Origin of the sequence: Pseudomonas fluorescens (genome assembly GCF_001902145.1) — a bacterium.
GTDB classification, from domain to species: domain Bacteria; phylum Pseudomonadota; class Gammaproteobacteria; order Pseudomonadales; family Pseudomonadaceae; genus Aquipseudomonas; species Aquipseudomonas fluorescens_BV.
The window spans coordinates 75,478-90,206 of record NZ_MRST01000021.1 but is presented as its reverse complement, the minus strand read 5'-3'; the positions used below and the strand labels follow the sequence as shown (position 1 = coordinate 90,206).

The 14,729-nt window shown below is 56.0% G+C and carries 13 protein-coding genes; 11 read left to right on the top strand and 2 right to left on the bottom strand.

Annotation, left to right across the window (positions count from 1 at the left end; translation table 11 throughout):
* Positions 1–78 precede the first annotated feature (78 nt).
* Positions 79–945, top strand: coding sequence for an MBL fold metallo-hydrolase (locus tag BUE92_RS09020; protein WP_073523226.1), 867 nt, complete (start codon positions 79–81; stop codon positions 943–945).
* A gap of 34 nt (positions 946–979) precedes the next feature.
* Positions 980–1,594 carry an NAD(P)-dependent oxidoreductase gene (locus tag BUE92_RS09015; protein WP_073523224.1) on the top strand — a complete coding sequence of 205 codons (615 nt, stop codon included), beginning with the start codon at positions 980–982 and terminating at the stop codon, positions 1,592–1,594.
* A 688-nt stretch (positions 1,595–2,282) separates the two neighbouring features.
* On the opposite strand, the gene BUE92_RS09005 is transcribed toward BUE92_RS09015, so the two are convergent.
* On the bottom strand, positions 2,283–3,155 hold the full coding sequence (locus tag BUE92_RS09005; protein ID WP_073523221.1) for a LysR substrate-binding domain-containing protein: 873 nt from the start codon (positions 3,153–3,155) through the stop codon (positions 2,283–2,285).
* A 110-nt stretch (positions 3,156–3,265) separates the two neighbouring features.
* Here BUE92_RS09005 and BUE92_RS09000 point away from each other — a divergent pair, with 110 nt between their 5' ends.
* The 3 genes from BUE92_RS09000 (at position 3,266) to BUE92_RS08990 (ending at position 7,331) form a co-directional block, all read left to right on the top strand.
* A complete protein-coding gene (locus BUE92_RS09000) occupies positions 3,266–4,888 on the top strand; it encodes a 5-guanidino-2-oxopentanoate decarboxylase (RefSeq protein ID WP_073523219.1) in 1,623 nt (540 codons plus the stop codon).
* Positions 4,889–5,070: 182 nt separating this feature from the next.
* Entirely contained in the window at positions 5,071–6,258 is a 1,188-nt protein-coding gene (locus BUE92_RS08995) for a cyanate transporter (RefSeq protein ID WP_073523216.1), read from the top strand.
* A 137-nt stretch (positions 6,259–6,395) separates the two neighbouring features.
* Complete coding sequence (locus tag BUE92_RS08990) at positions 6,396–7,331, top strand: LysR family transcriptional regulator (protein WP_073523214.1); 936 nt, start codon at positions 6,396–6,398, stop codon at positions 7,329–7,331.
* A gap of 32 nt (positions 7,332–7,363) precedes the next feature.
* Here BUE92_RS08990 and BUE92_RS08985 read toward each other — a convergent pair whose 3' ends face one another.
* Positions 7,364–8,323, bottom strand: coding sequence for a LysR substrate-binding domain-containing protein (locus BUE92_RS08985; protein ID WP_073523213.1), 960 nt, complete (start codon positions 8,321–8,323; stop codon positions 7,364–7,366).
* Positions 8,324–8,601: 278 nt separating this feature from the next.
* On the opposite strand from BUE92_RS08985, the gene BUE92_RS08980 reads away from it, so the two are divergent.
* The 6 genes from BUE92_RS08980 (at position 8,602) to BUE92_RS08955 (ending at position 14,721) form a co-directional block, all read left to right on the top strand.
* On the top strand, positions 8,602–9,561 hold the full coding sequence (locus BUE92_RS08980) for an isopenicillin N synthase family dioxygenase (RefSeq protein ID WP_073523212.1): 960 nt from the start codon (positions 8,602–8,604) through the stop codon (positions 9,559–9,561).
* Positions 9,562–9,575: 14 nt separating this feature from the next.
* Positions 9,576–10,109, top strand: coding sequence for a hypothetical protein (locus BUE92_RS08975; protein ID WP_073523211.1), 534 nt, complete (start codon positions 9,576–9,578; stop codon positions 10,107–10,109).
* 178 nt (positions 10,110–10,287) lie between these two features.
* On the top strand, positions 10,288–11,358 hold the full coding sequence (locus BUE92_RS08970) for a fatty acid desaturase family protein (RefSeq protein WP_073523210.1): 1,071 nt from the start codon (positions 10,288–10,290) through the stop codon (positions 11,356–11,358).
* A 142-nt stretch (positions 11,359–11,500) separates the two neighbouring features.
* Entirely contained in the window at positions 11,501–12,520 is a 1,020-nt protein-coding gene (locus tag BUE92_RS08965) for a TauD/TfdA family dioxygenase (RefSeq protein ID WP_073523209.1), read from the top strand.
* Positions 12,521–12,538: 18 nt separating this feature from the next.
* Positions 12,539–13,723, top strand: a complete 1,185-nt coding sequence (locus BUE92_RS08960; RefSeq protein ID WP_073523208.1) for an amidohydrolase family protein — start codon at positions 12,539–12,541, stop codon at positions 13,721–13,723.
* A gap of 41 nt (positions 13,724–13,764) precedes the next feature.
* The gene (locus BUE92_RS08955) at positions 13,765–14,721 is read left to right on the top strand and encodes a hypothetical protein (RefSeq protein WP_073523206.1); all 957 of its coding nucleotides are present in this window, start codon (positions 13,765–13,767) and stop codon (positions 14,719–14,721) included.
* Positions 14,722–14,729 lie beyond the last annotated feature (8 nt).

The following is a 14,729-nucleotide window of genomic DNA, read 5'->3' as shown; positions in this document are numbered from 1 at the left end:
TGTCCCAGCATCGCATTTTTTGTCGCGTTTTATGCAACTAAGCTCTGTGCATCCCTTACCGATGGCAGGAGCTGCCCGATGTTCTCGACCTTCAAACGCTTGACCCTGGCCACCGCCGCCCTGGCCTTCGCTGCTCACGCAGCGGCGGCAGAGCTGAAACTGGACGTGTACAACCCAGGCGAAGCCGCGATCTTCCCGGTCAGCTCGGTGCTGGTGAGCGGCGAGAAAGACGCGATCCTGATAGATGCGCAATTCGGCAAAGGCCAAGCCGAGCAACTGGTGCAGAAAATCCGCGCCAGCGGCAAGCACCTGACCACCATCTACATCAGCCATGGCGACCCGGACTACTACTTCGGCCTCGACACCCTCACCGCCGCGTTCCCCGACGCCAAGGTACTGGCGCCGCAGCCGGTGGTCGACCATATCAACGCCACCGTCGCCGACAAGCTGGCCTTCTGGGGCCCGAAAATGGGTGCCGACAAACCGGCCAAGACCCTTGTACCGCAGGTACTTAAAGGCCACAGCCTGACCCTGGAAGGACAGCAGCTTGAAGTGGTGGGCCTCGACGGCCCGCAGCCGGATCGCAGCTTTGTGTGGATCCCGTCGATCAAGGCCGTGGTCGGTGGTGTGGTTGTCGCTGAAAACATCCACGTCTGGATGGCCGATACCCAGAGCGCTCAATCCCATAAAGACTGGCTGGCCACCCTCAAGCGCATTGAAAACCTGAAACCGAACACCGTGGTGCCGGGCCATTACCTGGGCACGCCATCGCTGGCCTCAGTCACCTTCACCGCCGATTACATCAAGGCCTTCGACCTCGAAACCGCCAAGGCCAAGGATTCCGCCGCCCTGATTGCGGCCATGAAAAAACGCTATCCCGCCCTCGCCGACGAAAGCTCGCTGGAACTGAGCGCCAAAGTCGCCAAGGGCGAGATGAAGTGGTAATTGGCTTTAAACCTTAACCCTGTTGGAGAACATCATGAGCAAGATCGCAATCATTGGTGCCACCGGCCGTGCCGGTAGCCAACTGCTGGAAGAAGCGCTGCGTCGCGGGCATACCGTTACTGCCATCGCCCGCAATACCGACAAGCTGGCTGTGCATCCTGGCGTGACGGTCAAACAGGTTGATGCCCTGGATGCCGAGGCCTTGCAACACGCCATCAGCGGCAGCGACGTGGTGATCAGCGCGGCGCACTTCGCCACCCTTCCCGCCAGCGCCGTGATCGGCCCGGTGAAAAAAGCCGGGGTGAAACGTTTGTTGGTGGTCGGCGGCGCAGGTTCGCTGCTGTTGCCCGGTGGCGGGCGCGTGATCGACAGCGAAGGGTTCCCGGCTGAATATAAAGCTGAAGCCAGTGCCGGAGCTGACTTCCTGGAAACGTTGCGCCAGGAAAAGGAACTGGACTGGACCTTCCTGTCGCCATCGGCCCTGTTCGACGGCACCCTGCGCACCGGCAAATTCCGCCTCGGCAAGGATGATCTGCTGATGGACAGTGACGGCAACAGCTCAATCAGTTTTGCCGACTTCGCCATCGCCATGCTGGATGAAGTGGAAACACCGAAGCACTCGCGCCAGCGCTTTACGGTCGGTTACTGACACAGCGCGGTCAACGGTAACCACGATGCGCAGCGAGTCGCTCTTGATCTGGCTTTTGATCTGCTTTTGATCTTGATCTCAGGCGCCCCGTTAAACCACGCTGGCCGAACGCAGGCTTGAATTCGTGGGTAACCCGGCAGGACGCCGGGTTAGCCGCCCCGCGCCATGGATGGCGCGTGGCGGCGGCCCACGGATTCAAGCCTGCGTTCGGGCACACCGAGCCTAGGCGAGGTGCCGAGTGGTGGGGCAAGAGCGTTTTGCTTACTTTTGTCTGGGCCGGCATTCCGGCTTTTCAAAAGTGAGCCGCCGTCAGGGCGGAACCCTAAGTGGCCGTTACCGCAGGAATGGATATGTACTTGGTATAACAGCGTCGCCTGTCAGGCCGCTATCGCAGGCAAGCCAGCTCCCACAGTTGGATCGTGGGGTATCAGGTAGATAAGCGTCGGCTGTCAGGCCGTCATCGCAGGCAAGCCCCAATGCCAGTCAGTTAAGGGCTTTTTGTAGGAGCGAGCTTGCTCGCGAAAAAATCACAGGCGCCGCGTTCATTCAGCAAGCGCGCGTTATCGTTGACGTTTTTCGCGAGCAAGCTCGCTCCTACAGTAGGCGATGACCGCTTAACTGACTGGCATTGAGGCAAGCCCGCTCACACAGTTGGATCGCGGCGAGTCAGGTAGATAGGCGTTAGCTGTCATCCCACACTGGCCTCACTGACCAACCAATCCATCAGCTCGACCAACCCAACTAACGGTTCCTTCCCCGGCGGATACACCAGGTAATACCCCATTCCCGTCGACACCCGCAGTTCAAACGGCATCGCCAGCCGTCCCGCCTTCAGATCCTCGCCAATCAGCGCACTGTCGCCCATCGCCACCCCGGTGCCTTGGGAAGCCACGGTCATTGCCAGGTCCAAGGTTTCGAAGTGATGCCGTTGGATGGGATCGCTCAAGCAGGTATTGGCAGCCTTGAGCCACAACGCCCAGTCGCGCTCGTCCCGTGTCGGGTGTAACAGCACCTGGTGCTGCAAATCCTGCGGCGTATGCAAACTACCTAGCAACCCGGGCACGCAGACCGGCGTGAGGCGCTCGTCGAATAAGTGCCGCGCCTCGGCCGACTGTTCGGCGATAGGCCCGTAGATCACCGCCGCGTCAAACGGCTCACGACGAAAGTCGACGTTATAGGCCACCGTCGTGGTGAGCTCCACCGGCACATCCGGGCGCTCTTTTTGCCATTGCAGCAAGCGCGGCAATAGCCAGCGCATCACGCAGGTGGACGCTTTGAGCTGCAAGGTTCGGCGCCGGTCACCGATGTGTTCCACCGCGTCAGCGAGCAAGCCGAACACCTGTTGCGCGCACGCCAGCCATTCGCGCCCCTCCTCCGTCAGGCTCAAGCCCCGCGCCTGGCGCTGGAACAAGGCATAGCCCAACTGGCTTTCCAGCCCGGCGACCTGTCGGCTCACCGCGCCCTGGGTAATGTGCAGGCGTTCGGCGGCACGGGTAAAGTTGCAGCACTGGGCCGTGACCCAGAAGGTGTGCAGTGCAGGTAACGGTGGGAGGCGTTTCATCGGGCGCAGCCATGACGGGAGGACATGGCGAGTATGACTTTTTATCGATTGTTGCCGCCACCGGCCAACCGCTCCAATAGCGCTTCGACCCCATCACAAGAGCGACCTGTATGGCGACCTGCGGCGAAGTATTGGTGCACCTCCTGGAACGCTACGGCGTGGACCACGTATTCGGCATTCCCGGCGTACACACCGTGGAGCTGTACAGGGGCTTGGCGCGCTCCAGTATCCGGCATGTCACCCCGCGCCACGAACAGGGCGCCGGCTTCATGGCCGACGGCTATGCGCGCACCCGTGGCAAGCCCGGCGTGTGCTTTATCATCACAGGCCCCGGTATGACCAATATCACCACAGCCATGGGCCAGGCCTATGCCGACTCGATCCCGATGCTGGTGATTTCCAGCGTGCAGGCACGCAGCCAGTTGGGCGGCGGGCGCGGCAAGTTGCATGAGCTGCCGAACCAGAGCGCGCTGGTGGCCGGGGTGGCGGCGTTCTCCCACACCTTGATGTCGGCGGCGCAACTGCCGGGCGTGCTGGCGCGGGCGTTTGCGTTGTTCCAGGCCGGTCGGCCGCGCCCGGTGCATATCGAGATCCCCCTGGATGTGTTGGTGGAAAATGCCGACGCGTTGCTGGGCAGCACGCCTGTCAGCGTCGCCCGCGCTGGCGCGGCACCGGCGGCCGTGCAGCAGATGAGCCAGAGGCTGGCTGCGGCCAAGCGCCCGCTGATCCTGGCCGGTGGCGGCGCCATTGACGCAGCCGCCGAACTGACCCACCTCGCAGAAGCCCTCGGCGCGCCCGTGGCCCTGACCATTAACGCCAAGGGTATGTTGCCCGCCGCGCACCCGCTGCTGATCGGCTCCACGCAAACACTGCCCGCCACCCGTGCCCTGGTGGCTGAAGCCGATGTGGTGCTGGCGATCGGCACGGAGTTGGCGGAGACCGACTACGACGTCACCTTCGCCGGCGGTTTCAACATTCCCGGAACGCTGCTGCGCATCGATATCGACCCGGACCAGACCGTACGAAACTACCCGCCCCAAGTGGCACTGGTGGCCGACGCACGCATCGCCGCCCAGGCCCTGCTTACCGCACTCAACCGCCAGCCGCTGGCGCCGCGCACTGCCGACTGGGGTGCAGCACGCGTCGCCCGTTTGTGGGCCGAGCTGGAACCTGCCTGGGACGCTGCGACGCGTGCGCAAACCCGGTTTCTCAACGCCGTTCTGGAGGAATTGCCCGGCGTGGTGTTCGTGGGCGACTCCACTCAACCGGTATACAGCGGCAACCTGACCCTGAACCTCGACCACCCACGCCGGTGGTTCAACGCCTCCACCGGTTACGGCACCCTGGGTTATGCCCTGCCCGCCGCCATTGGTGCCTGGCTCGGGCGCGGCGATGGCCAACCGGTGGTGTGCCTGATCGGCGACGGCGGTTTGCAATTCACCTTGCCGGAACTGGCCAGCGCGGTGGAGGCCCGTACTCCGGTGATTGTGCTGTTGTGGAATAACCAGGGTTATGAAGAGATCAAGAAGTACATGGTCAACCGTGACATCGAGCCGGTGGGTGTGGACATCTACACGCCGGACTTTATCGGCGTGGCCACGGCCCTGGGTTGCGCGGCAGAAAGCATCCGCGGCATCGAACATCTGCGCACCGCGTTGCATGCTGCTGCTGGCCGCCAGGGGCCGACGCTGCTTGAAATCGACCAGGGGCGATGGGAGTTGACGAGCCTGTAATCCCGCTGCGCTGGACCTGTGGCGAGGGAGCTTGCTCCCGCGACGCCCTGCCAGCCAACGCCCAATGCGCGCTTACCTCACCACTCGGCATCCGCATTTTTTCAATAGCCCCTGCGACTTTCTGATTTGCCCCGCTGCGCGCTCCATGGCCTGATTCGCCCTTGTTCATTCAAGGCAGGCCCATGGAAAACGTTCAGGCAAAATCCACCACCGCCGTCTGGCTGATGATCAGCGTGGTGCTCGTCGCCCTCAACTTGCGCCCCTCGATGGCGGCCGTGGGGCCGTTGCTGGCGTCGATTCGTGCGGATGTGCCGCTAAGTTTCAGCAGCGCCGCCTTACTGACCATGTTGCCGGTCATGGCCATGGGCCTGGCGATGTTCTTTGGCATGGGCCTGGCCAAGCGCGTGGGCGAGCATCGCAGCATTGTGGTATCGCTGCTGGTGATTGGGCTGGCGACCTTGTCGCGGTTGTTCCTGGATTCGGCACTGGAGCTGATCGTGAGTGCCATTGCGGCGGGTGTCGGCATTGCGTTGATCCAGGCGTTGATGCCGGCGCTGATCAAGTCGCGGTTCAGCGCCAACGTCTCGTTATTCATGGGCCTGTATGTCACCGCGATCATGGGCGGCGCCGCGTTGGCTGCGTCGTTCTCGCCGCTGGTGCAAACCCAGACCGGCAGTTGGCGTATTGGCCTGGCGATCTGGGCGATGCTGGCGTTGTTGGCCCTGGTGTTCTGGTATGCGCAGCGTTCGGCCCTGCCGCCCCTGCCTCAAGCCGGTTCGGGGCCCCAGGAGGCATTTTTCAGCAATCGCCGCGCCTGGTTGCTGGCGATCTTTTTTGGCCTCGGCACCGCGTCTTACACCTGTGTGCTGGCGTGGCTGGCCCCCTACTACGTCGAGCAGGGTTGGAGTGAACAGAATGCCGGCTTGCTGCTGGGCTTCTTGACCGCCATGGAAGTGATCTCCGGCCTGGTCACCCCGGCCATCGCCAACCGCCGCCAGGATAAGCGTGGCGTGGTGGCGGTGTTGCTGGTGCTGATCATCCTGGGGTTTTGCGGCCTCATACTCAGCCCCCAACACTGGAGCCTGTTGTGGCCATGCCTGCTCGGCCTGGGGATTGGCGGCCTGTTTCCGATGAGCCTGATCCTGTCCCTGGACCACCTCGACAACCCGCGCCGTGCCGGTGGCCTTACCGCGTTCGTGCAGGGCATCGGTTATCTGATTGCCGGCCTGTCGCCGCTCATCGCCGGCATGATCCGCGACCAATTGGGCAGCTTCGAATGGGCCTGGTGGTCATTGATGGCAGTGAGCGGGCTGATGCTGCTGATCGTCATGCGTTTCAACCCGGCGCATTACGCACGCCATATCCGCTGACGTCGTATTAAAAACATTTTTTGTCCCACACAAAACATTGAAAGGTCCTACAGAGCTTTCTATTGGTACGAGCGTTCCGTTAACATTTTGCTCAGTCTTGTACTGAGTTCGGTACAAAGGGTTTACGGACGAAACCGATGCTAAACAGTAACTTGCTCAGAAAGCTCGATATGCAGGATTTGATGGTGTTTATCGCCGTCTACGACCAGAGCAGCGTTACCGAGGTGTCTGAAACGCTGTTCGTCAGCCAGTCCACCGTGAGCTACAGCCTGAAGAAGCTGCGCACCAGCTTTGAAGATGAGCTGTTTATCAACACCCGCGCAGGCATGCGTCCTACGTACAAGGCCACCACCATGTACGAGCACGTGCAGAAGATTCTGGAAAGCATCAACCTGTGCCATGCCGGTGGCCAGGTTTTCGACCCGACCCAACAGACCGTGACCTTCAATGTGTGCGCGCCGGAATATTTCGAACAGTTGATCCTGCCGCGCCTGTTGAAGCGCTTCGACCATGCCGACCTGCCGGTGATCGTCAACGTGCAGAAGCTGGAAACCGACATCCCCGCCGACGACCTGCGTGAAGGCCGCCTGGACCTGGTGATCTGCTTCGGCCCGCACTTTCACCGCGCCCATAAAGACTTCAAGACCCAGATGCTGTTGGAGGACGACTTGGTCTGCGTGTGCGACCAACGTTCAGCGCCCAGGGAACAGGCGTTCAGCCTGCAGTCCTTCGTTGAGCGGCGCCACGTATTCCCTACACCCTGGACCTCCGACACCAACATGATCGACGGCTGGCTCGCGCGCCAGGCCCGCAAGCGCCAGGTGATCGCGCGGGCCAACAGCTACAGCGCTGCGTTGAAGATGATTGCTGGCACCGACTTTATCGTCACCCTGCCCCGCCGTGTGCAAAAGTTGCTGGCACCAGCGCCGGCATTCGGAGTTTGCGAAGCCCCCCATGGTTTGCCGGGTTTCACCCTGGATATGCAGTGGAACGAAACCAGTGGGCAGGACAGCGCCAATACCTGGTTTCGAGAACAAGTGGTGAAGGTGTGTGCGGATCAGGGTTTGTTGTAGGAACGCGCCTGCTCAAGCTCTCCACACCCTAATCAGATAGCCAGTGACGTTCGGCGCTTAGTGACAGCCTGCGACGCGTCATCCCGAGCGACAGGGCAATCGGTATGGCAGTCTGCTATCACTTTGACCATCCATGCCAGAAACTGCTTTACGGCACCTGAACGCTCACGCCCCGGCACGCACACAGCCGAAAACTGCGCGCCCGGAATCTTGATGTCGGGTCTGTAAGGAATCAGCAATCCATTCGCAACATAATCTGCCGCCAAGACCGTGCTCGCCAGCGTCAAGCCATGCCCGGCAATAGCGGCCTGGAGCGCAAAATGCTCATCGTTGTATTCACGATAGACCGCGTTTGATAGCCAACTTTCATGATTCGCAGCCGCGCACCAGGACGCCCAACTAATCGAAGCGGGCGATGACGTAGCCCAACGTATATTTATAAGTTTCAACGAAGTTTCAGTTTCTTCTTGCTTCCAGTGGGCGTGGGAGAAAACACCAAACTGTTCGCGCATAAGCGCGTGGCTGTACAAGTCTGGAAAATCGCGAAACCCACAACGAATGGCTAAATCAACAGATGAGTCACGAAATAAGTCCACCACTTCATTACTGGTTTCAACACTGACATGAATGTCTGGATGTTCACTGTAAAATTTCGCCAGCCGAGGAATCAACCATAAAGACGCAAATGCCGGCGTGGTAGAAACTCGGAGTGTGTTGGAGTCGGCGGGTGGTTTAAGCGACGACATACTACCGCTTATATCCAGAAAAGAAAGATGCACCTTTGAATATAGCCTCTCACCGTTCGCAGTGAGTTGAACACCGTGGGAAGTGCGCACAAAAAGCATACTGCCCAGCAAATTTTCAAGTGTTTTTATTTGTTGTGATACTGCCGCCGGGGTGACAAACAACTCTGCGGAGGCTGCTTTAAACCCACCGAGTCTTGCGGCAGATTCAAATGCACGAATGGCTGTCAACGGCAATTTTGCGAACATTAATCAATCCCCCTTCCATGGTAAAAAAACTAAGCCAGGCTTACTTTATCTGATTTGCCTTCGCTTTCATAGAAGTGAATTCTAGGCTACGCCACCTAGCCTGTAAGAGGAGGCGAGCCGTTCGAGAGTGTCGAGTACTTATTGACAGCGCTTGCGGGTTGACGGAATTCCTTAGTCTAACTAAATGACACCGGCCTATATACGGTCTATCCCTGATTGCACTTCAGCATTCATGGAGTAGGTCTCGTTGCGCCTTTTTTAGAGCAAATGGTGCATCCATGGAAAAGAACATACCTATTATTGACGTCGGTAGTTTGACGCAGGGCGCAGAGATATCGCCACGTCTAGTAAAGGAGATCGACAACGCGTGCAGGGAGGTCGGATTTTTCACCGTCGTCAATCACGGTGTAGATGACACGCTTATTTCAACTGTCTTCTCTCAAATAGAATCGTTTTTTGACCTGCCTGTTCAGGCCAAGGAAAAAATCGAAATTCATAAATCTCCCTATATGCGTGGATACTTTAGCGAAGGCGCTGATAAGTCGGATGGCCTATTGGGCGATGTCAAAGAGGGTTTTGACATGGCAGCGGACTTGTCGCTTGACGACGAGTTCGTAAAAGCCAAATTACCTTTTTACGGCCCCAATGTATGGCCAGAGGAATTGCCCGACTTCAAGCTTGCGATGACGGAATATCACTCGCAAATGCTCACGTTCGGAAAAAAACTGCTTAACGTGTTTGCCCTTGCGCTCGATATGCCGATCGATTACTTCGATGATAAATTCAAGAAGCCGATGGCCCAATTGAGAGTCCTGCGTTATCCCTCCACTCAATATACGCAGGGAGCGCCGATGGGTGCTGGAGAGCATACAGACTTCGGCTGGATAACCATGATCTCGGAAAGTGCCACCGGGGGGTTGGAGGTACAGAGTGCTAACGGCACCTGGATCAAAGTCAAACCCATCCCAAATGCCTTTGTCGTCAACGTCGGGGATCTGATGTCTCGCTGGACGAATGACCGTTACAAGGCAACGCTGCATCGAGTGATAAATACCTCTGGCAAATTACGCCACTCGGCGGCGTTTTTTATGGACCCAGACTACACCGCCAAAGTGGAGTGCCTACCCAGCTGTTGCGCAGATGGCAGTCCTGCAAAATACAAACCGATCATCGCGGGTGAGTACATGGACCAGAGGTTCTTGGAAACCACCACATTTCGTGAACTTGAACCCAACTAGTAGGAGCATTGAACGTGCTAGGTAAAGAATACACATTCTATCTATCAGCGATCGTAGCGATACTGGGCACCGTGGGCTATCACATGCTCATGAAGAAAATACCGTCTACGATCAACCCCTTGGTTTCAATTGTCAGTATTTATGTGGCAATTGTTATCCTGTCCACCTTGATGTTGCCGTTTTTTCTGGGCAGTGGAACGTTACTCGCGGGCTTGAAGCAAATGACCTGGCTTCAGGGAGGCATCGCGTTTTGCATCCTAATGATGGAAATCGGCTTCTTGATGATGTATCGCAGTGGATGGGACCTCAGTACGGGCAATATCGTTACCGGCGCCATTATCAATATTGCGCTCGGCTTCATCGGGGTATTTCTGCTTAAAGAAGGACTCTCCTATTTAAACATTGCCGGTGTTTTATTGTGCATCGTCGGCGTGATACTGATCGGCTACAAATCCAGTAGCGGCGAACAATCCTTGGGCGCGGATACACACGCTACGGTCTCGCTAGTGCCGCCTTCACTGGCGCCAGATGCAGCAAAAGAACCCTAGCCACCCGTACACCTGCAATACATCTTTGGCATTGTGTATGTACATATTCGAGCCCCGCCGTCAGTTCCACATGCGCACGGAAGTAATTACACCTGTCCAGGCATGATCGGTTGTTCAATGCTATCCCCCAAACCAGCTCAATAAGCGTTTCAGTGATTTTGCTCTTGAAGGTGATGAGATGTCTTTACTGTATGCTGATAATTATCTGCGCGCCATCAAAGACGCCAACGTGAAAACCCTGCTTATTTCAATAGCCAAAGAGCGAAAGCTATTGCCATCGCTGATTGTATTAAGTGCGATAGCAACCTTCACTGGTTGGGGCATATTCCTGGCGTGTACTCAACAGATCGTTGCGGTACTCGGTGCGATTATCTTGATTGCCCTGGCGAAAATCTGGTCCTGGTACCTGAGCCACGATTGCGCGCACAATTCTGTTTTCAAGTCGAAGAAAGTCAATTCTGTCGTCGGAGAGTTGCTGTCTTTCCTTAACGGCCTCTCTTTCTTTTCATTTGAAGCCTATAGAAAAGATCATGTTCGCCATCATGCCGAAAGAATTGATATTGGTGGGTTCGATAGTGGTCACTTTGCTGTCGCTCATCCAAGGCTATTTAGTGCAATCATTGTTGCAGAAAAAATATACCTTCCCGCCTTCTACTATGTGATCAAGCTTACCAATATTTACTCCGTGATATTTAGTGGCAGCAGGCGCGAGGTTGCAAGGGGTATTGGAAGCCTGTGCATTTACGTTGTAGCCTTCGCTACGTTCGCCCGGTTCTCCCTGATACTTGTGGTGGTATGGCAAGCCTCCTCCTTCCTGAGGATACACATCGTACGATTCGTCGACTGTTTCCAGCATTCTTTCCAGCAGGTGTATACGGCGGGAGAAAAGCTAACCCATGGAAAACACTACGAAATCCACAATACCTTCTCCGTACCGGTGGCAAGAAAGTTTACCTTCCTCAATCTGATTATTTTGAATTTTGGTTACCACGCGGCCCACCACTGCTTTCCAACGTGCCCTTGGTATATGTTGCCACAACTTGAAGCTGCAATAATCAAACAGTTGAGGCTTTACGGAATATCTGACACAAGAGAAGAAAGCACGCCATTCTTCAACTTCTTGACTGCCTATCATCGTGGGCGGTTATCAAGAATCATCAGCACCGATGAAGGACAACCCTATGATGCTGATGGCCAATTCAACACCCATCATTTCACCGGTGCGTATACAGATAAGCTCTTAGGTTGAGTCACCCACTCAGGTCGGGCCTTATCAAAGCATGGAAACTGTCAGGTCGTGGTTACGGAGCCCCCCACCTCAGTGCTTGAAAGTCGTAATTTACCTATAACTCAACTCATGACAAATCAATCAGATCTTTAAAGGAGTGCGTGTGGACGATTCATGTGCAGACGCCAACAGCTTCTGGCTGACGGCCGTTGAAAAAGAGAGTATTCGGGACGCGCTCATAGACATTTGTTACGAGCCAACGGGAGGGCGAGACTACATTCACCTCATTCGCATGACCGCTTATCAAAAGTTTCCCGCGCGACTTCTAAAAAAGCTTGAATCACTTAAAGATGACGATGCTTCTTATTGTGTATTTGAGAACCTTCCGATTGATGACACATTTGGCAGCCCGCAAGGCGACGCTAATAGCTTGAACTTCAAAAGTGGTTATCTTTCTGAAAATGTGCTGGTTGCCCTGGGCAGTTTGATAGCGGAGCCTTACTCCATCAAGCATGAGGGGCCAAAACTGGTCAATGACTTGGTACCGCATCCGGAGGCCGTAGGCGAGTATACCGGCAACGGTTCGGACCTGGAGTTGGACCTGCACACCGAAAATGCATTCCAGGCTTATGACTCCCGTGGAGACACCTCGCCGCTGGCACTTTTGCTTCTCGGCGTTCGCGGTGATCCTGCCGGAGTGGGCCCGAAAACCTGGGTTGCCGATGCGAGGGAAGCCCTTCAGGTTCTGGAACGGGCCGATATTGAAATCCTATATGGCAAACATTTCATCATTCGCCAGCCCTACCGCTGGAGGAACAGTACCGCAGGGGCGAAAGAGACTCATGTATACCCTATTCTGAGCGGCCCGCTGACTCACCCTAGAGTGACTGCCGCGTTTTACCCAGACATGGTAATTGCCGCTGATCACGAAGCGCAAAATACCCTGTTGAGGTTTTACAACGCGCTTAAAAGCGTAGCGCGGCCGCTGGACATTCAACCTGGCAAGTTGGTGTACATCAACAATCGTTTCATGCTCCATTCGCGTGATAAGTTCACCCCGAGTTTCGATCCAGAGGGGCATGCGTATCGTTGGATCCAGCGTTTGTTCATCACGAACAACTTGTGGAACTTCCGTTCATTCAACAAGTGTGGCGCGCGAATCTTCGAACCCGTTACTCGATGATATAAAGAGATAAATTAAATGTCGAACCATAAGCCATATACGTCAATTATTCATAATATAGGCACTTTCCTCACAGGTGATCTCGCGACTCCACTCATTACTGCAGATACCCTCGTCAGTGTTGATGGAATGATCACCTACGTTGGTCAGGCAGTAGATGTAGATTTTTCACACGCAGACCTGCTGATTGACGCCAAACAGAGCACGGTCATGCCAGGCTTGATCGACAACCACACTCACCCGACCCTGGGTGAGTACAGCCCGCGCTCTGGCAACCACAATTGGATCTGGCACTCCTTGCAGGGCGGCGTGACGACCATGATCTCTGCCGGCGAAGTGCATGTTCCAGGGCTACCGACCGACAGGGTCGGTACTATCGCCATGGCAATCGCAGCGCAGCGCTCTTTCTCCAATGCGCGCCCTAGCGGAATAAAAATGGAAGCCGGCGCGCCACTGCTCAACGATGAATTTTCGGATGAGGATTTCGCCGCAATGGTTGCTCAAGGCATCAACCAACTGGGAGAGGTTGGGATAGGCCCTGTCAAGTCAGTCAGTCGTGCAGCTGAATTGGTCAAAATGGCTCGCAAACACGGCATGACCTCCATTACCCACACGGGCGGTCCTTCAATTTCTACCTCCCAGAGCATGGGCGCAGAAGAAATCCTTGAAATTGCGCCCGATATCATCGGGCATATCAATGGCGGCTATACCGCACTGGCACCAAGCCAAATCAGATGCCTGTGTGAAGGCTGTCTGGGTGCCTTGGAAATCGTACATAACGGGAATGAGTTCGCGGCGGTCACCACCCTGAATTACGCACGAGAAATGAACCAACTGGACCGTATCGTCATTGGCACAGATTCTCCTGCCGGATGTGGGGTTCCCGCGCTTGGCATGCTCAGGGCAATTGCCTTGCTCAGTAGTTTCGGCGACGTTCCACCGGAAAAGGCCGTCTGCTTCGCAACGGGTAACACCGCCAAGGTGCGAAAGTTGAATCGCGGGATTCTGGGTGTCGGAAGAGAAGCCGACATTCTGGTCGCCTGTGGGCCTTTGGGAGGAGCGCAACCCAGCGTACTTGGAAGTTTCAGCAGTGGTGACCTTCCAAGTATTACCTCGATTCTGATCGATGGGCGCCTGGTCGTGAGGCAATCCAGGAACTCGCCACCGCCATCTGTCACACCTGAAATAACTCTGCGTACCTAATAGCAGCGTCCCGAAAGGGACGTCGCCTCGAGAGCACTCATATGCATAGAATTCTGCCCGAAATTACGCGCAGAGGGCCTACCGTACTCGCATGCGGTTGCGCAATTGGATTGGCTATTCCCTATCTTGCAGACTTGGCGAGGCCATTGCTCCCCGTCATGGTTTTCATATTTGTCCTGGGCACTCTTCTGCGTATTAACAACGCTGAAGTCATCACTGCAGCAAGAAACTTGAAAATATCCCTGATATTTCCAGCCCTGATGGTGGTGGCTTGCCCTTATATCTTTGGAATGCTTTCGCTTTACCTCACCGGCAATCAAGAACTATCCCTTGCGATAGCCATCGCTGTTGCCGCCCCGCCCGCGAGCGGAAATGCAGCCGTCGCGAGAATGCTCGGGCTTGACCCTTCCATGTCACTGGTGACTGCACTCTGCTCAATGGCAATTATCCCTGTCACCGCTCCGCTGATACTCCACCTATTCGCTGATGGCCTTTCACTCTCCTTGAACCCTGTTGACCTGGCGATCAGACTGGCCGTGTTGATAGGAGGCGCCGAAGGCGCTGCTATCTTGATACGTCGTTTTTCGCACACCTTCGTCGCCACGCACGGCCTGGCTATTGACGGTATTGTCGTCATCGCGCTTTTCCTCTTTGCAGTCGGCACGATGGCGGGCATGCAGCAGGTCATTCTGGAGACCCCTTCGTTGGCCATCTCAATGATCGCCATCGCCTACTGCATCAACGTCTGCCTGCAACTCCTCATGGGCTGTTTATACCCCGGGTCATTGATCGCCAAGTTCACCATGGCACTCAACGGTGGCAATAGAAATGTTGGACTATTATGGTCTGCTCTTGGTGTCAGCTTATCGCCCACAATGGCGTTGTATTTTGCATGCTGCCAACTGCCTATTCACACCATGCCGAAGATACTGCAGTTTGTTTTACCCAAAATTGAAAGCTATTTGAACAAACTGGTTTTAAGCAAGAATCGAATTTGAGCTATTAC

Coding starts and splice junctions, on each gene's coding strand:
- BUE92_RS09020 (WP_073523226.1), top strand. CDS start 79: ATGTTCTCGACCTTCAAACGCTTGACCCTGGCCACCGCCGCCCTGGCC.
- BUE92_RS09015 (WP_073523224.1), top strand. CDS start 980: ATGAGCAAGATCGCAATCATTGGTGCCACCGGCCGTGCCGGTAGCCAA.
- BUE92_RS09005 (WP_073523221.1), bottom strand. CDS start 3,155: ATGAAACGCCTCCCACCGTTACCTGCACTGCACACCTTCTGGGTCACG.
- BUE92_RS09000 (WP_073523219.1), top strand. CDS start 3,266: ATGGCGACCTGCGGCGAAGTATTGGTGCACCTCCTGGAACGCTACGGC.
- BUE92_RS08995 (WP_073523216.1), top strand. CDS start 5,071: ATGGAAAACGTTCAGGCAAAATCCACCACCGCCGTCTGGCTGATGATC.
- BUE92_RS08990 (WP_073523214.1), top strand. CDS start 6,396: ATGCTAAACAGTAACTTGCTCAGAAAGCTCGATATGCAGGATTTGATG.
- BUE92_RS08985 (WP_073523213.1), bottom strand. CDS start 8,323: ATGTTCGCAAAATTGCCGTTGACAGCCATTCGTGCATTTGAATCTGCC.
- BUE92_RS08980 (WP_073523212.1), top strand. CDS start 8,602: ATGGAAAAGAACATACCTATTATTGACGTCGGTAGTTTGACGCAGGGC.
- BUE92_RS08970 (WP_073523210.1), top strand. CDS start 10,288: ATGTCTTTACTGTATGCTGATAATTATCTGCGCGCCATCAAAGACGCC.
- BUE92_RS08960 (WP_073523208.1), top strand. CDS start 12,539: ATGTCGAACCATAAGCCATATACGTCAATTATTCATAATATAGGCACT.
- BUE92_RS08955 (WP_073523206.1), top strand. CDS start 13,765: ATGCATAGAATTCTGCCCGAAATTACGCGCAGAGGGCCTACCGTACTC.